15 protein-coding genes and 1 pseudogene are annotated in these 15,595 nt (G+C 62.0%); 13 read left to right on the top strand and 3 right to left on the bottom strand.

Features of this window, described 5'->3' with window-relative positions:
• Window positions 1-46 precede the first annotated feature (46 nt).
• Window positions 47-586 carry an O-acetyl-ADP-ribose deacetylase gene (locus ACPWR9_RS02555; protein WP_426312837.1) on the top strand — a complete coding sequence of 180 codons (540 nt, stop codon included), beginning with the start codon at window positions 47-49 and terminating at the stop codon, window positions 584-586.
• Here the strand turns inward: ACPWR9_RS02555 and trmL are convergent.
• Together trmL and ACPWR9_RS02545 are read right to left on the bottom strand one after the other, a co-directional pair.
• Window positions 568-1,038, bottom strand: coding sequence for a tRNA (uridine(34)/cytosine(34)/5-carboxymethylaminomethyluridine(34)-2'-O)-methyltransferase TrmL (gene trmL / locus ACPWR9_RS02550; RefSeq protein ID WP_426312835.1), 471 nt, complete (start codon window positions 1,036-1,038; stop codon window positions 568-570). The two genes, ACPWR9_RS02555 and trmL, sit on opposite strands and share 19 nt — an antisense overlap.
• A 26-nt stretch (window positions 1,039-1,064) precedes the next feature.
• Window positions 1,065-1,556: a ComF family protein gene (locus ACPWR9_RS02545; RefSeq protein ID WP_426312833.1), complete on the bottom strand. Its 492-nt coding sequence runs from the start codon at window positions 1,554-1,556 to the stop codon at window positions 1,065-1,067.
• Between the two features lie 435 nt (window positions 1,557-1,991).
• Here ACPWR9_RS02545 and ACPWR9_RS02540 point away from each other — a divergent pair, with 435 nt between their 5' ends.
• From ACPWR9_RS02540 to ACPWR9_RS02495, 10 genes are all read left to right on the top strand, one after another.
• On the top strand, window positions 1,992-2,903 hold the full coding sequence (locus ACPWR9_RS02540; RefSeq protein WP_426312832.1) for a methyltransferase domain-containing protein: 912 nt from the start codon (window positions 1,992-1,994) through the stop codon (window positions 2,901-2,903).
• A gap of 257 nt (window positions 2,904-3,160) precedes the next feature.
• On the top strand, window positions 3,161-4,150 hold the full coding sequence (gene sbnA, locus ACPWR9_RS02535) for a 2,3-diaminopropionate biosynthesis protein SbnA (protein ID WP_426312829.1): 990 nt from the start codon (window positions 3,161-3,163) through the stop codon (window positions 4,148-4,150).
• Entirely contained in the window at window positions 4,147-5,181 is a 1,035-nt protein-coding gene (sbnB, locus tag ACPWR9_RS02530) for a 2,3-diaminopropionate biosynthesis protein SbnB (RefSeq protein WP_426312827.1), read from the top strand. Before sbnA ends, sbnB begins: the two co-directional genes overlap by 4 nt.
• Entirely contained in the window at window positions 5,178-6,662 is a 1,485-nt protein-coding gene (locus ACPWR9_RS02525) for an adenylosuccinate synthetase (protein WP_426312826.1), read from the top strand. Before sbnB ends, ACPWR9_RS02525 begins: the two co-directional genes overlap by 4 nt.
• The gene (locus ACPWR9_RS02520; RefSeq protein WP_426312823.1) at window positions 6,655-7,551 is read left to right on the top strand and encodes a diiron oxygenase; all 897 of its coding nucleotides are present in this window, start codon (window positions 6,655-6,657) and stop codon (window positions 7,549-7,551) included. The genes ACPWR9_RS02525 and ACPWR9_RS02520 overlap by 8 nt, the downstream gene beginning before the upstream one ends.
• A gap of 76 nt (window positions 7,552-7,627) precedes the next feature.
• Window positions 7,628-8,674: an ornithine carbamoyltransferase gene (locus tag ACPWR9_RS02515; RefSeq protein WP_426312821.1), complete on the top strand. Its 1,047-nt coding sequence runs from the start codon at window positions 7,628-7,630 to the stop codon at window positions 8,672-8,674.
• Window positions 8,675-8,847: 173 nt separating this feature from the next.
• Window positions 8,848-9,945: a threonine synthase gene (locus ACPWR9_RS02510; protein WP_426312819.1), complete on the top strand. Its 1,098-nt coding sequence runs from the start codon at window positions 8,848-8,850 to the stop codon at window positions 9,943-9,945.
• Entirely contained in the window at window positions 9,942-10,895 is a 954-nt protein-coding gene (locus ACPWR9_RS02505; RefSeq protein ID WP_426312817.1) for an FAD-dependent oxidoreductase, read from the top strand. Before ACPWR9_RS02510 ends, ACPWR9_RS02505 begins: the two co-directional genes overlap by 4 nt.
• A gap of 55 nt (window positions 10,896-10,950) precedes the next feature.
• Window positions 10,951-11,631 (top strand): flavin reductase family protein, encoded by a 681-nt coding sequence (locus ACPWR9_RS02500; protein ID WP_426312815.1) that lies wholly within the window; start codon window positions 10,951-10,953, stop codon window positions 11,629-11,631.
• Window positions 11,628-12,479, top strand: coding sequence for a peptidylglycine monooxygenase (locus ACPWR9_RS02495; protein WP_426312813.1), 852 nt, complete (start codon window positions 11,628-11,630; stop codon window positions 12,477-12,479). The genes ACPWR9_RS02500 and ACPWR9_RS02495 overlap by 4 nt, the downstream gene beginning before the upstream one ends.
• On the opposite strand, the gene ACPWR9_RS02490 is transcribed toward ACPWR9_RS02495, so the two are convergent.
• On the bottom strand, window positions 12,454-13,224 hold the full coding sequence (locus tag ACPWR9_RS02490; RefSeq protein ID WP_426312812.1) for an autoinducer binding domain-containing protein: 771 nt from the start codon (window positions 13,222-13,224) through the stop codon (window positions 12,454-12,456). The two genes, ACPWR9_RS02495 and ACPWR9_RS02490, sit on opposite strands and share 26 nt — an antisense overlap.
• A 588-nt stretch (window positions 13,225-13,812) precedes the next feature.
• On the opposite strand from ACPWR9_RS02490, the gene ACPWR9_RS02485 reads away from it, so the two are divergent.
• Together ACPWR9_RS02485 and coxB are read left to right on the top strand one after the other, a co-directional pair.
• A complete protein-coding gene (locus ACPWR9_RS02485; protein ID WP_150679909.1) occupies window positions 13,813-14,286 on the top strand; it encodes a DUF2244 domain-containing protein in 474 nt (157 codons plus the stop codon).
• Between the two features lie 43 nt (window positions 14,287-14,329).
• A pseudogene (coxB, locus tag ACPWR9_RS02480) lies at window positions 14,330-15,565 on the top strand (cytochrome c oxidase subunit II); the annotation flags it as partial.
• Window positions 15,566-15,595: the final 30 nt, after the last annotated feature.

Raw genomic sequence — 15,595 nt, 5'->3', positions numbered from 1 at the left:
GCGGCGGCCATCGACACTCGCCACTCGCTACAAGGGAGCGCTGCCCATGTCGCCAGTTGTCCGTCTCGACGCCATTCAAGGCGATATCACGCAATGTTCGGTCGACGCCATCGTCAACGCTGCCAACGAGTCACTACTCGGCGGCGGTGGCGTTGATGGCGCCATTCATCGGGCGGCAGGGCCGGAACTCCTTGCTGCCTGCCGCGCGCTCGGCGGATGCGCGACAGGTCAAGCCAAGCTCACCCCCGGATTCCGCCTGCCGGCAAAGTTTGTCATTCACACGGTCGGGCCGATTTGGCACGGTGGCGCCCACGACGAGCCTGCCTTGCTCGCGAGTTGTTACCGCGAGAGTTTGCGGTTGGCCGAAGAGAATGACTGCACGAGCGTGGCATTTCCTGCGATCAGTTGTGGGGTCTACGGCTACCCGGCGGAATTGGCCGTGCCGCTGGCGGTCTTCACGATGCGCGACGCGCTACCGCATTTCCCGACGATTGAGCGTGTGACGTTCGTTTGCTTCGATACCGCGATGCTGCAACGGTATCGCGATGCATTGCGCCCTCAAACCTCTCAGGCCCCACCTGCATAACCCTGTTGTCGCCACGCTTCGAAGACCACTACGGCCACCGTGTTCGACAGGTTCAGGCTGCGGTTGCCCGGGCGCATCGGCAGACGCACGCGCTGCGTGGTCGCAAAGGTGTCGAGCAACTCCGGCGCGAGGCCGCGCGTCTCTGAGCCGAAGATGAACCAGTCGCCCGGTGCGAACGACAGTTCACCGAAGGGGCGCGACCCGCGGGTGGTGAGCGCAAACATTCGCGTCGGGTCCGGGGTCTCGGTACTCAGAAAATTTTCCCAGTTGCTGTGCACTTTCATGTCGGCGTACTCGTGATAGTCGAGGCCAGCGCGGCGCATGCGTGCGTCGTCGAGCGGGAAGCCGAGCGGCTCGATCAGATGCAGACGCGCACCGGTGTTGGCGCAAAGACGAATCACGTTGCCGGTATTCGGCGGGATTTCCGGTGAGACGAGAACGACATTGAACATGGTCGAAGAGCAGTCAGGGGGCAAGGTTATTCGGAATAGGGCGTGCGTAACGCGACAGCGGCGAGCACATACGTGGCGCCTGCGCGCTTGAGGGCCTGTGCCGCAGCATGGCACGTCGCACCGGTGGTCATCACGTCATCGATCAACACGACACGTCGCCCTCGGACTTGGTCGCTGGCGACAAAAGCATCGCGCAGATTACGTTGTCGGACATCCCGGGTGAGCCCTCGCTGCGAAGCCGTCGCACGTTCGCGACGCAGCCAACGCGCGCTTGCCGGGCGTTGCACACGCCGAGCCGCAATGCGCGTGAGCTCCCACGCCTGATTAAAGCCACGCGCGGCGAGTCGCGAGGGGGCTAGCGGTATGGGAACAAGTAACGTTTCACTATCTCCAGCGTCGCTGCCGTCGCTGCCGTCGCGGACATGGTCGCGACCGCAATGCGGCAGTAGCGCATCGCCGAGGCGTTCGCCGAATTCGCGCGCCAGTGGCAGCGCGCCATGGTATTTCAGACGAATCATGAGGGCATCGAGTGGCGCTACGTAATCTGCTAGGGCAATCGCGGCGTCAAAAGCGGGTGGGTGCCGCAAGCAGGCCCCGCACACAACGGGGGTGGTGCGACAAATTGTCGCACTTTCTCTACGAGTCACATCGCCGAGATACCCCTGGTAGGGCATCGCAATCGCGCACCTAACGCACCGTGTTGTTGGTTGCGCACGCGCCTCATCGAACGCCAGCGAACAACGTGCACAAAGCTGACGCGACGCACGCGCCTCGCAGATCGCGCAGTGATCGGGCAGGGCGATACCCAACAGCGCCTGTGCGAAGCGGCCAAGCAGCGGGAGAGTGGTGCGGAGGATAGACAAGGCGATATCAGGGGGTGGCAGGGCGCGGCGCTGCCCGGATGCGGTCGGGCAGCTGCGAGTATACTGCCGACTCGCCTTTTCGCCCGTCCCATGAAGCCTGCCGCCGCCCCCCTGTCCCCGTTTCCCGCCCGCTTTTTGCGCACCGCGTTCGACCGCCGCGCAACGCAATGGGCCGAGGCCGATTTCCTGATGAGAGAAGTCGCGTCGCGCCTTGCGAGTCGGCTCGACTACATCAAATTGAAGCCCAAGCGAGTGCTGGACATTGGTTGTGGCACGGGCGGCGATCTGCTGGCCTTCGGCGAGCGCTATCCCGATGCTTACCGCGTCGGCCTCGACGCGTCGTACGGCATGGCTAGTGCAGCGGCGGCTGCGGGCGCTGCCACTGGCTGGCGCCGCCTGTTGCGCAGCACCCCGCCGTATGGCGTCGTGCAGGCCGATTTTTCTGCACTGCCCTTTGCACCGCGTGCGTTCGATCTCGTCTGGTCCAATCTCGCACTGCATTGGTATCGCGAGCCGCATCGCGTGATTCCCGAATGGCATCGCGTGTTGAGCACCGATGGTCTGCTGATGTTCTCGGCCTACGGTCCTGACACGCTGCGCGAACTGCGGGCGGCATGGGCAGAAGTCGATGACGTGCCACACGGGCTCGAGCCGACCGATATGCACGATCTGGGCGACATGATGGTGGCGAGCGGATTCGATACGCCAGTGACGGACATGGAGCGACTCACGCTCACGTTCGAGACACCGGACACGCTGTTGCGAGATGTGCGCCTGCTGGGCGTGAATCCGCTGCCGGAGCGCCGTAGCGGGTTGACCGGGCGCGATCGTCTGGCGGCGCTGCGCGCGGCGCTGGAGCGTCAACGCGGCAGCGACGGCACGATTTCGCTGACGTTCGAGCTCGTGTATGGGCACGCCTGGAAGGTGCCCGAAAAGACCGACGCGGCGGGCAATGCCGTCGTTCGTATTCAAGACATCGGCCGCGGTGGCCGTCCGCGCTAAGTCGCACCATCTTTCTTCCCTTCTATACGCCGCACCCTGCGTCCTACATGAGCATGCAGGTGTTCGGCGCGGATGCCATTCGCTTAAATGACGCTTCACGGCGTGCATGAGCGAACAGTTTCGATCAGCCACGCCATTCCGTTGCCTTCGGGCAAGACTTCAGGAGAGGCATGGTGGGGCATCCGCACGAAACCCTGTCGAGGGTAGCCGTACCAGCGATACCCGCGGCGTGCACCGATTCCGAGCCGCCGCTGTGCGTGTCCGATTCCTTTCTGCAACCGTCGGCCCCGCTATTCACCGGCATTGACGGTTTGTGCGCCGCAACGGTTCATCTCAAGTTGGAAGGTTTGAACGCTGCGGGCTCCATCAAGCTCAAGCCGGCTCTCCAACTCATCGAAGATCTCGAGGCCAAGGGGCGAATTCGCGAAGGCACGCGGCTCATTGAATCGTCGTCGGGCAACCTCGGCGTGGCGTTGGCAATGGTCTGCGCGAACCGTGGTTATGGCTTCACTTGTGTGACCGACCCCAACACATCGCAGCACGCCGTACACACGATGCAGGCGCTTGGTGCGCGTGTCGTACGCGTTGATCGACGTGATGCCCAAGGCGGGTTCCTTGCAACGCGCATCGCTTGGATTCAAGAACAGTTGGCAAGCGACGACGACTGGCTCTGGATCAACCAATACGCGAATCCGAGCAACTGGCGAGCCCATTACCGCTGGACCGCGCCGGAGATCTTCGCCGCATACCCGACGGTCGATCACCTCTTCGTCGGCGCGGGGACGACGGGGACATTGATGGGGTGTCTGCGCTACGTGCGCGCCAACCATCCTCAGACACGCGTGATTGCTGTCGATACCGTGGGCTCTGTCACGTTCGGTGGCGCGCCGGGACGGCGTCACATTCCGGGGTTGGGTACGAGCCGGCGCCCTGAGTTGTGCGATCCATCATTGCCGGACGCCATCGTGCATGTCCCCGAGATCGATGCCGTCAGGATGTGTCACGCGCTGGCAAGGCGCGGCTACTTCGCCGGTGGCTCGACAGGCAGTGTGCTGTGCGCGGTGCAACGTGAAGCGGCGCGTATCGACGCAAACGCCACCGTGGTCGCCATCGCCCCTGATATGGGCGACAAATATCTGGATGGCGTCTACGACGCGAACTGGGTAAAGCGATGCTTCCCACAAATGTCAGACGCGGGCATGCCCGAGTCCCACGTCATCGAAACGGTTTGCCCGTCTTTGTCATGAACGCGATACCGCTGCCGCAATTCCGTGTGTTCACCGGAGAGCAAATTCATACCGTGGTGCGCGAGGGCCGACGCGCGGTGCTCGATACCGTCGAAGCCGCTTATCGGGCGCATCACGCTGGCCGTACCGTCAATCCAGAGAGTCAGTTTCTGCGCTTTCCCGACGGGCGCTCGAATCGCATCATCGCGTTACCTGCTCACATCGATGCGGGCGATGGCGATGGGGTCACCGGCATCAAGTGGATATCGAGCTTCCCGGAAAACATTACGCACGGCATGCCACGCGCGTCCGCGGTGCTGATACTGAACGATGTCGTGACGGGCTATCCGATGGCCTGCATGGAGGCCAGCATTATTAGCGCCGCACGCACGGCGGCGAGCGCAATCAGCGCGCTGCGGTGTCTCGTCAAACGTGGATTGGCAGCGCCAAGTTCGGTGCGCGTCGCGTTTGTCGGTACGGGACTGATCGCACGACACGTTGCCGAATGTCTGCCACTCGCGAATGTCCCGATCGAACGCATCGTTCTGCACGATCTGAACGAGGGATACGCTGCATTGCTTGCGGGGCGCATTCAGACACATCTCGGATACGAAGTCACTACCGAGTCTTCGCTCGAATCCACCATTCGGCAGGCCGATGTCGTGATCTTTACGACGACAGCGTCGGTTCCCTATGTCGACAACCCGGACTGGTTCTCCCACTGCCCTGTGGTGCTACACCTGTCGCTGCGCGATCTCGCCCCTGCGGTAGTGCTCGAGGCCTACAACGTCGTCGACGATATCGAACACTGCATGCGAGCGATGACATCGCTGCATCGCGCGGAAGTGGCGACGGGGCATCGACGCTTTGTGACGACATCACTTCCCCATCTGCTGAGCGGTGGCGAAATTCCGGCACGAAATCGTCCAATCGTGTTTTCGCCGTTCGGTATGGGCATTCTCGACATTGCGGTCGGCCGTTGGGTCTACGAAAGACTCGCGGCGCAGCAGGCCCCGATTCCCCGTTTTTTCTACGATATGCAACGCGCATGACTTCCGCTCCCCGTTCTACAACCCCCACTACCGCCTCCCTCCCGCCAGACGACACCGTCGGATATGCCGACGTCCTTGTCGGTTTGCAATACGGCGACGAAGGCAAGGCGAAGATCATCGACGTACTGGCGACCGAGTACGACGTGATCGCACGCTTCAACGGCGGTGCCAATGCCGGACACACCATCGACACGCCGCTGGGGCGTATCGCACTCAAGCAACTGCCTTCTGGGGTCTTTCATCCGCACGCGGCCCTCTACATCGGATCGGGGTGCGCGCTGAATCCGTGGAAGCTCGCTGACGAAATCACGCAATTGCGCGAGATGGGGGTGGAGCTAGAGGGCCGTCTGCATATCAGCGCCCGCGCCGCACTCGTGCAGCCTCACCATATCGCGCTCGACAGACGTGGCAGCGCGGCCATCGGCACCACAGGCAACGGCATCGGACCTTGCTACGCTGACCGGGCGCTGCGTGTACGCCATGAAGCGCGAGTCAATTTCATGCTCGGCGATCTGCTCGATAACGAGGCGGAAACGGTGGCGGCCATGCGTCAGGTACTCACCACCATGATCAATGCCGATGGTGGCACATCGCCTTGGGTCGCCGAGATGTCGGAACTGCTGCTGCGCCTGCCCGAAGCGATGACGCTTCTGCGCCCGCACGTCGAAGTCGACCGCAGTTGGCTCACGAAGCGTGTCACGCAGGGGGCGCGAGTGCTGTTCGAAGGCGCGCAATCCGTCTTGCTCGATGTTGTTGATGGGAGTCAGCCGTATGTGACGTCGAGTCACACCGTGCCCGCCTACGCCTACGTGGGCGGCGATCTATCGCCGAAGTACCACCGCCGGACGATCGGTGTGGCGAAGGCGATCATGTCTCGCGTTGGACGCGGCCCATTTCCGTCTGAATTGGGTGGTGAACGTTCTGCGAAATACTGTCGAGAGGCCGCGGAAAAACACATCGGCGTCGAGCATGAACACGAGCGTTTTTGCGCCGATACGCTATTGCGATCCAACGACGCGTTCGAGGTGGGTGCAGCACTGCGCATGCTGACTGGCGAGTACGGTACAGGTACGGGCAGACCACGTCGAATTGGCATGCTCGATCTTGCGCAACTGCGCGAGGTCATCAAAGCGCATGGCGTAGACCGCCTGTATCTAAATAAGGTGGACTGTTTGGCCCACTATCTCCAGTCGTCGTATCAGGGCGTGCCGATGCGCGTGCACCGCGACGTGCTGCCGAGCGAACGTATTCCCGATGTTCTGATTTACCCCGGACTCACCGAACGTTCGCTGGCGCATGGACGAGAAGGGCATCTGGATGCAGCGCTCGGCGGATTCATCGATTTTGTCGAGCGCCACATCGGCACTTCCCTCGCGGGTATTGGGCTCGGGCCGGAGCGAGCGAGCATGTTGCTACTCGACGGGGTGAAGCCCAGGGTGCCGTCCTGCGCGGTCGTACCTCGGGCGGCGACCCGTGGTTGAGCCATGGCATGAAGCGGCTGCGGTGCGTCGTCGCCAAGGCGACACGCCGTTTCCGCCGCTATTGCCCGATCACCTTTTCTTCAACCTGTCGTTGATGCCGTATGCGGTGCACCCATGTGTTTGCGCCCTGGGACAGTCGGCACGCCAGCAATTGAGTGCATTGCGTCTGGCCGATTATCTGAACAAGACGGAGCGCGTCGAGTTGTTCATCGTCAATCGCGCTGTAGAGCACATGCTCGATGTTCCAGGTGTCGCTTCCGTGCATCGGGACGATTTGTTGGCCATCTACACCGACGAGGGGTTCCACACTTGGATGATGGAACGTTTTCGCGGCGATCTTCACCGGCAGACAGGCTACACGTTGCCACAACAGCCATCGCTCAGCGTCATTCGGGTGCTGGCGTTGTGTGAGGCGGTGCCTCACGCATACCGGGGGCTCGCGATCATGGCGGCCGCGACGGTGACGGAGACCTTGATTACCGGCACGCTGCGACGCGCGGGGGCATCGGATGACGTTTATGCGCCGGTGGGTGTTTTGCTAGCCGATCACGCGTGCGACGAAATGCGGCATCAAGCCGCATTCGTGCGATTTGTCGGAGAGTGGTTGCCGACGCTGTCCCGCACCGAGCGGGAGTTTCTGAATGCCCTGATCCCCGACTTGATGATGGCCTTTCTCGCGCCGGAGTTGCCGACGTGGCGAGCGCATCTATGTGCCGTCGGACTCGAGGAGGATGTGGCCGACAGTGTGATTCGCGAGAGCGTCGATCCACTGGAAGTCGGCGTGCAGATGATGGAGGCCGCGCTCGTGCCTCGTCGGCTTTTCGAGCGATTGGGCATGTCATGCGCGCACACGTTTTCGCAGCAAGCCGGTCGCTGGCGTCCACCTTGATCGTCCCGGTATCGATCCAATTGCAGCGCCGCGTGGAACGAGCGGTGAGCATCGACGCATCGATAAGGAGATTCGCATGACTGCTGGCTGGCTTGCCCCCGACCTGACGATGAATGCCGCTGACTACCGTGAACTGGTCGGCGCGGCGCTCGCGTTCAAGCAACGTTACCCACAGCACACGGAATGTGTGCTGCGTGGCAAAGCGATCTACTTCCTCTTCTACAACCCGTCCCTGCGCACGCGCAGCAGCTTCCAGACGGGGCTTTCCCGCATGGGCGGTCACCCGATCACGCTCGATCCGCAGAACGGCATCTACACCCCTGCCTTGCCCGAAGCGGAGATTCCTTATTCGACGGAACGCGTGGCAGACGTGGCGCGTGTGCTGTCTGCCTACGGCGACGCCATTGCAATTCGCATGTACGGGGCGCCTGCCGGTTGGGTCTATGGGGGCGCGCATCGGCATCTCGAGGCCTTCGCGAAATGGGCGAGCGTGCCGGTGATCAACATGGAGTGTGATCGCTTCCACCCGTGTCAGGCACTCGCAGATGTCATGACATTGCGTGAACGGCTTGGCGGCTTAACGGGGCGCCGGCTATGCATCAGTTGGGCGTATTCCGGAAGTTGGCACAAGCCCGTCGCCGTGCCGCAAAGCCTCCTGCTCGCCGCGGTGAAGTCGGGCATGGACGTGACGCTGGCGCATCCGCCTGCGTTTGCGTTGGACCCTGCGGTCATGAACGCTGCCGAAAAGTTTGCGGATCAAACAGGCGCTAGGGTGCGCGTCACTCACGACTTTCGTGATGGGATGAGTGATGCGCACGCCGTCTATGCAAAGTCATGGTGCAGCCTTACGCATCTCCCTGCGCACGCTGGCGAACCCGTCGATGAGACAGCGATGCGCGCCGCGTTCGAGCCGCATCGTCACTGGTGCGTCGATCAAGCGGTCATGGGGCACGCTGCACCGAACGCCGGTTACTTGCATTGCTTGCCTGCCGATCGGGGCCAGGAAGTCGCCGACGATGTCATCGACGGACCGCAATCGTGGGTGTTCCAACAGGCGGCCAATCGTTTGCATGCGCAGAACGCCATCATGGCCCATCTGCTCAATCCGGGGTGCCTGGCATGACCTTCGCGTATCAGTACGTGTGCGTCAACTGTGCCGCGTCGCAAGCATGGGGTGCACTTTGTTATCAATGCCCGTTGTGCGGCCGCAACCTGCGTATCGAAAGAATGCGAGCGGGAACCCGTGGCGAGCGTCCACCGGGGGCTGACATCGTCGCGGCCTTTCGTGGCGTCGGTATGTGGCGTTATGCACCGCTGTTGCCGGTGTCTGCGTGCTGGGCGAGCCGTCTCGCGGTCGGCAATACCCCGTTGCTCGCGTTGGGGGAGGAAGACGGCGTACACCTCTGGGTCAAGGACGACAGCCGTAATCCGAGTGGCTCGCTCAAGGACCGCGCGACGGAGTTGGTGCTGGCCGCCGCGAAGTGGCTGGGGTGCACGCGTGTGGTGGCAGCGTCGACCGGCAATGCAGGCGCGTCACTGGCTTGCATCGCCGCGTCGCAGCAGTTGCCTGCGACCGTCGTGGTGCCAAGGCAGACGCCCTACGTCAAGCTCGCGCAAATCCGCGCCTACGGTGCGCAGCTACATGTGATCGATGGCACCTACGACGACGCCTTCGACCTTGCCACCGGTATGGCCGATGCGCCGGAAGTTTGCTGTCGCAACACAGGGTTCAATCCGTTCACGCGCGAAGGCAAGAAGACTTGCGCGTTCGAAATCGCCGAAGCATTCGAATGGGACGTGCCCGATTGGGTGGTGGTGCCGACAGGCGACGGCAACATTCTCTCAGGTGTCGCTGCGGGCTTCCTCGAACTTCATGCATTAGGAATTACGAAGCGAGTGCCACGATTGCTCGCCGCGCAGGCCAGCAGCTCGCACAGCATCGCGCACGACTGGCTGACTAACGAGTCGTCCGCGCAATGGCCGACGTCGCCGACGACCGTCGTACCTAACACCGTCGCCGACAGTCTGTCAGTCTCGCGTCCGCGTGACCACATTGCGGCGTTGCAAGCGCTGCGGGCCACGCACGGGGCGTGCGTCATCGTGACCGATGCGCAGATCATGGCGTCGTCGCAAATGCTCTCGCAACGTCACGGGCTGTGGTTCGAACCGTCCGCCGCCGCCGGACATGCCGCACTCAAAGAGTGCATCGTCAGCGCAGGAGTCACACCGGGCGAGCGCGTCGTACTGCTAGGCACCGGGAGCGGCTTGAAGGACCCATATGCCTTTGAAAGTGTCGCGTGCGACACGCCAGAGATCGCACAAGCATGCGACGCTGTGCCGCCCGCTATCTTTCCCACCACCACGCCTGATGCGCGTATGCGAGGCCGATCGTGACGCGCCATGGTGTCATCGTCGTCGGCGCAGGCGTGAGCGGACTGACTACGGCGGTCACGCTTGCGATGGCGGGCTGCGATGTAGCCATTCACGCGGCAGAAGCGCCGGCGCAGACGACTTCAGCCTTAGCGGCTGCGATCTGGCATCCGTTCTATCAGGCACCGGATCTTGTTTATCTCGATAACGCGCGGCAGACATACGCGGCAATGTCGCGGTTGTCTGAAGACAACGAATCCGGTGTCGTCATGCGCCCGCTTACCGAATACTTCGCGCGTGACGCGGGCACCCCTTGGTGGGCGGAATGCGTGCCGAAGGTCGCGCGACTGGCTAACGACGTGCCGTCGCACTACGCCTGTGCTTATCGAATGGACGTGCCGGTGGCGGACGCGGCAACGTATCTCGGCTATCTCATGCATATGTTTCTCGATCTCGGTGGGCAGTTCGTGCTGACACGCATCGAAGATCCGGCAACGCTGCTCGGAAAAGCCGATTACGTCGTGAATTGCTGCGGCTACGGTGGCGCAGCGTTCGGTGACGGTGCCATGTCGCTTTCGCGTGCAGTGGTCTTGCGAGCGGAGCGCCCTGAGGCGGTCAGCGGATGTTTTGTCGACGATTCGGACGCGCTGCGTCCCACCTACGTCGTTAAGCGCATGCATGACGTCATCCTCGGCGGCACGGCAGATCCCGATATGACATCCACCGTGATTGGCGAGCGACAGGTGGGCGACATCGTTCGTAGGTGCGCGCGCCTTTGCGAAGGGGTGATGTCGCTCGCCATTGTCGACGCGCGCGTCGGGTTCCGGCCGATGCGGCGCACAGCACGGGTCGAGCGAGACACGACGCATGCGGGTTTGCTCCATAACTATGGTCACGGCGGAGGTGGCTTCACGCTGTCCTGGGGATGCGCCAATCAGGTGCTTCGGCTCTTGGAAGCACCGGCACCGAACTGACCGTTCACAGACGTCACTTCGCACGAGGCACGACACACATCCACCGAGAGGCCACATGCTGATAGACCCCACGACGCTAGACGAAGCGCACATCTACAACTTCATGATGAGCACTATCCTGCCGCGGCCCATCGCGTGGGTGAGTACGATCGACGTGCTCGGGCGGCCGAACCTTGCCCCGTATGCCTACTTCATGGGCGTGTGTTGCGTACCGATGACGGTGTTGTTCTGTCCCGTAGTGCCGCCGCCGCCGATGCAAAAGAAGGACACGCTGCGCAACATCGAAGCCGTCCCGGAGTTCGTCGTGAATGTGGCGAGTGCTTCGTGTATCGAGGCCGTGAATCTCTCTGCGGCGCCGCTGCCTCCGGGAGAGTCGGAGTTCGATCTCGCTGGGGTGACACCGGTCGCATCGTCGCGTGTGCGTCCGCCTCGCGTTCAGGAGGCAGGTGTGGCTTTCGAGTGCGCAGTGCGCGACATTATCGAAATCAGCGCTGCACCCGGTGGCGGATGGGTCGTTCTCGGTACGGTACTAGCGGCTCACGTGGACGATGCGCTACTCGACCCCGCGACCCATCAGGTGAATCTTCGTGCACTCGAACCCATCGGTAGACTCGGCGGCGGCGAGTTCGTGAACGCCGCGAGCGACACCTTCACGCTGACGCGCTACAAAACGCTCGCCGATCTTGCCCGTCGCCAGTCGGCGCACGGCGGTGTGGTCAAAGGTGTCGACGTATGACGGCGGCCCCCGCTTGTAGCGAACCCCGCGTCGTGGCACTTGGGGCGCGTCGCTATCACGTCGACGTGTCGCCGTTCTCAGACGATTTGGGCGGCAAGTTTGTCTCGGATGTCGCGGTCGATAGGACGCATGGCGTCGCGTTGATCATGCGAGGTTCCCCGGTCATCCGGTGGTTCGACGAAAACGGCGAAGCGAAGGGCACGTGGCATTCAGAAGCGGTGACCCATGGCCACAGTGCTTGCTTCGATGCACAGGGCCGTCTCCTCCTTGTCGACTCCGATCGACATTGCGTGCACCGCTTCGACGCCGATGGGCAGATCGATATCACGCTCGGCATTGCAGACGAACCCCGATGGCGCGAGCCGTTCAACCATCCGACCGGTGTTGCGGTCGCACCGAGCGGGGTGATCGTCGTCTCGGACGGTTACGGCAATTCACATGTCCATCGATTTACGGCAGAAGGTCGCCACATGGCGAGTTGGGGTGGTCCAGGCGAGGCAGTGGGACGGTTCAGCAACCCGCATGCGATTGCCGTCGATGCCGATGATCGGGTGTGGGTGGTGGATCGCGAGAATCATCGCGTGCAGCGTTTTTCTGCCGACGGGCAGTTTGAGGAGGAGATTCGAGGGCTGCACTTGCCGACGGCGATCGCCATCGGCCGCGACGGCATCGTCTACGTCACCGATCAGACGCCACGTCTTTGTGCCTATACGCCGAGCGGGCAATTGATCGGGCGGTGCCGCACTTTCGGTGCCATCGGACATGGGATCGCCGTCGATGCACGGGGCGACATTTACATCGCGAACATGATGCCGAATTGCGTCACAAGGTTGCGGCGCTTTGCGTGACGGCCATGCGGCTGTCTTCATCGAGCAAACCATAATCGCTCGCCAGCTTCGCTGCGCGGTGACGGGTAGATACGTCGAACTTACGCATGACGCTGCGCAGATGGAATACGACGCCGTGTTCGGAGATGGTCAGGATGCGGCCGATTTCCCATGACGTCTTGCCACGTGCCACCCATCGCAGGCATTCACGCTCGCGCGGTGTCAATGCCGGTGGCGATGCGCGTGATGCGTCTCGTTGCACAATGCGCCACGCCGTGTCATGCACATGCATCGCCAATGTCGCGCCGAGGTGTTGTGTCCATGCGCGCAACCGAGGGCGGGGACGAGCATCGGCGGCGAGACTCAATATCCCGGGTGCCCCGGACGGAGCGAACACCGGATATGTCACACCCACACGCAACCCAGCCGCCGCTTGCTCGCTTCGCAACCGCGCGGCGTCGGGCGTGTTGAACAAGTCCGGCGTCCATTCGACCGGCGTGAGCTGTGTGCTTGCCTTAGCGAGGACCGGATCGAGCGCGGCATAGCCGCGTTCGTCGTAGCGGCGAAGCCAGGCTTCGGGATAGTTGGAGACTTCGGGCTGCACAGTATCGCCACGCGGCAGCGTGAACTGCCCTTGATAGCGAAAGTAGCGATGTCTCAGGAGCCCGCACAGCGTTTGCAGTCTCGCATGCAGGGTATTGAAGTCGGAGGCCGTCTGAAGCGTTTGCAGGCCATCGGCAAAGGCATGAAGGATCGCGCAACGCATGGCATCGGTTCGCCGGCATCGGCGTTCATGTAGGGAACATGCATCGCTTGTAGCACGCGATATCGCCTGCGACGCGCGCAGTCATCGACGCGTCATCGGAGTGTTGTCACGAGACCACCCCGAAGGTGGGCGCGACATAACGTCGCACGCGAAATTCGGTGCAACGTCTACTGTTGATGGATATCGGACGAATCCCGCATCGCAACGTGCGCGCGTTGTGGGTCGGTGAGTGTGAACGCGTCGTGACCAAGCCAATGAACAACACGGCACGACAACTTCGGCGCGACCTGCGATCGGCTATTCAGGACACCGCAATGACTCGTGTCGTGTTGCAACGTGTCAAACGCGCAAAGCATAGGGAGTATCCCGTAGACGCTTTCGCGCGCGCTTCGCGAGCTAAGGGAATAACCGGATTTCCCTTTTGCATCAATGAGTTCAGGAGGAAGCTATGGCGCGCCAAATACTCGGTATCAATGTTGTCGCTTCGAGAAGGCGCGTTCTATAATGCGGCAGTTTGTCGCGGCCCGGACGTAACTAGTTCCCGGCCGTCGGACATGAAAGACCCAAAATGCCCCACGGGTGACGGCGATGCTCGCAGCCTCTTCTTCCGAAGCCGGATCGGTGACGAAGGAATGGAAGCACAAGCGCAACTGCGCGATATCGCCGCGCCAGTTTGTCCTGTTCTACCTGTCGTTGGCCGCCGTGTCGCTGGGTGTTGCCTTGATTGCGGCGTGGCGCGGTGGGTGGTTGGTCTTGCCGTTCACAGGCCTGGACTTGCTCGTGGTGGGCGTTGCGTTCGTCATTCATGCCCGGCATGCCACAGATTACGAGGTCATTCGGTTGTCGCCCGTGAGCCTTGTGGTCGAGCAACGTTCAGCACAGAGGTTGACGCAATACGAGTTCAATCCCCGCTGGGTGCGCATCGACATCGAGAAGCCGCCGCGTTTGCGCATCATCTTGCGCTCGGGTGGCCGCTCGGTCACTGTCGGTGCCTATCTTGCGCCGCATCGCCGCGAACACTTTGCGCGCGAGCTGCGCCGTTGTCTTGCCCAAGAGGCCTGAGAGAGATGGAGACGATCTCGGGCGACCGCCAGGGAGGATTTGGATGGTAATTTTGGGTAAGGAAGCTATGAAAAAAACGAAACACGCCTTGGCGGCTTTCCTTGCGGGCGCCTCACTGCTCGCCGGCGCTCCGGCACTGGCAGTGGCGGCGGTCACCGATATGCCGGGGGGACCGGCCGTCAACGAGCTCAACTTCCAGCCGCCGGTCACCAAACTTGCGGAAGAGCTGCACAGCCTGCACAACATGATGCTGATCATCTGCTTGGTGATCTTCATCGGCGTGTTCGGCGTGATGTTCTATTCGATTTTCAAACACCGCAAATCCAAGGGCCATCAGCCCGCGAATTTCCATGAAAGCACCACGGTCGAGGTGATCTGGACGGTCGTGCCGTTCATCATCGTGATTTTGATGGCGCTGCCCGCCACGAAGACCGTGGTGGCCATGAAGGACACCACCAACGCCGATCTGACCATCAAGGTCACCGGCTATCAGTGGAAGTGGGGCTACGACTATCTCAAGGGCGACGGCGAGGGCATCAAGTTCTTGTCCACCCTGAGCACGCCGCGCAGCCAGATCGACGGGCAGGAAGCGAAGAGCAACACGTACCTGCAAGAAGTCGATAACCCGATGGTCGTGCCGGTCAACAAGAAGGTGCGTCTGATCACGACGGCCAACGACGTGATTCACTCGTTCTACGTGCCCGCCTTCGGTATCAAGCAGGATGCGATTCCGGGCTTCGTGCGCGACACGTGGTTCAAGGCCGAGAAGGTCGGCGAGTATCGCGGCTTCTGTACCGAGTTGTGCGGTAAGGAACACGCGTACATGCCGGTCGTGGTGAAGGTCGTCTCGGAAGAGGACTACACCAAGTGGGTCGATGCGCAGAAGAAGCTGATGGCTGCTTCGGCCGACGATCCCAACAAGACCTACACCGTGCAGGAACTGATGGAGCGCGGCCAGAAGGTCTATGCCTCGAATTGCGCGGTCTGCCATCAGCCGAACGGCAAGGGCGGCGGTGCGTTCCCGGCACTCGATGGCGGGAAGATCGTGACGGGCCCCGTGGCCGATCACATCAGTATCGTGCTGCATGGCAAGAATGCGATGCCGAATTGGTCGCACCTGAACGACGTAGAGTTGGCCGCTGTGATTACGTTCGAGCGCAACTCGTGGAGCAATAAGACCGGCGACGTCGTTCAGCCGGCGCAGGTGCGCGAGGCGCGCGGTAACAAGTCGGCCAATGCCGGCGATGCCGCCACCGCCGTTAGCGCAGCGAAGAATAGTTAAGTGCCGTTCGACCAAGTCGAGGAAGGA

The sequence above is a fragment of the Pandoraea pneumonica genome (assembly GCF_049918595.1).
Classification (GTDB): Bacteria; Pseudomonadota; Gammaproteobacteria; order Burkholderiales; family Burkholderiaceae; genus Pandoraea; species Pandoraea pneumonica_A.
Note: the sequence above shows the minus strand (reverse complement) of the source record. Positions and strands in the feature narration are given on the sequence as shown.

Excerpts from the sequence above, each read along its gene's own strand:
- ACPWR9_RS02555 (WP_426312837.1), top strand. The coding sequence starts at position 47 with ATGTCGCCAGTTGTCCGTCTCGACGCCATTCAAGGCGATATCACGCAA.
- trmL (WP_426312835.1), bottom strand. The coding sequence starts at position 1,038 with ATGTTCAATGTCGTTCTCGTCTCACCGGAAATCCCGCCGAATACCGGC.
- ACPWR9_RS02545 (WP_426312833.1), bottom strand. The coding sequence starts at position 1,556 with ATGATTCGTCTGAAATACCATGGCGCGCTGCCACTGGCGCGCGAATTC.
- ACPWR9_RS02540 (WP_426312832.1), top strand. The coding sequence starts at position 1,992 with ATGAAGCCTGCCGCCGCCCCCCTGTCCCCGTTTCCCGCCCGCTTTTTG.
- sbnB (WP_426312827.1), top strand. The coding sequence starts at position 4,147 with ATGAACGCGATACCGCTGCCGCAATTCCGTGTGTTCACCGGAGAGCAA.
- ACPWR9_RS02525 (WP_426312826.1), top strand. The coding sequence starts at position 5,178 with ATGACTTCCGCTCCCCGTTCTACAACCCCCACTACCGCCTCCCTCCCG.
- ACPWR9_RS02515 (WP_426312821.1), top strand. The coding sequence starts at position 7,628 with ATGACTGCTGGCTGGCTTGCCCCCGACCTGACGATGAATGCCGCTGAC.
- ACPWR9_RS02510 (WP_426312819.1), top strand. The coding sequence starts at position 8,848 with ATGTGGCGTTATGCACCGCTGTTGCCGGTGTCTGCGTGCTGGGCGAGC.
- ACPWR9_RS02500 (WP_426312815.1), top strand. The coding sequence starts at position 10,951 with ATGCTGATAGACCCCACGACGCTAGACGAAGCGCACATCTACAACTTC.
- ACPWR9_RS02495 (WP_426312813.1), top strand. The coding sequence starts at position 11,628 with ATGACGGCGGCCCCCGCTTGTAGCGAACCCCGCGTCGTGGCACTTGGG.
- ACPWR9_RS02490 (WP_426312812.1), bottom strand. The coding sequence starts at position 13,224 with ATGCGTTGCGCGATCCTTCATGCCTTTGCCGATGGCCTGCAAACGCTT.
- ACPWR9_RS02485 (WP_150679909.1), top strand. The coding sequence starts at position 13,813 with ATGCTCGCAGCCTCTTCTTCCGAAGCCGGATCGGTGACGAAGGAATGG.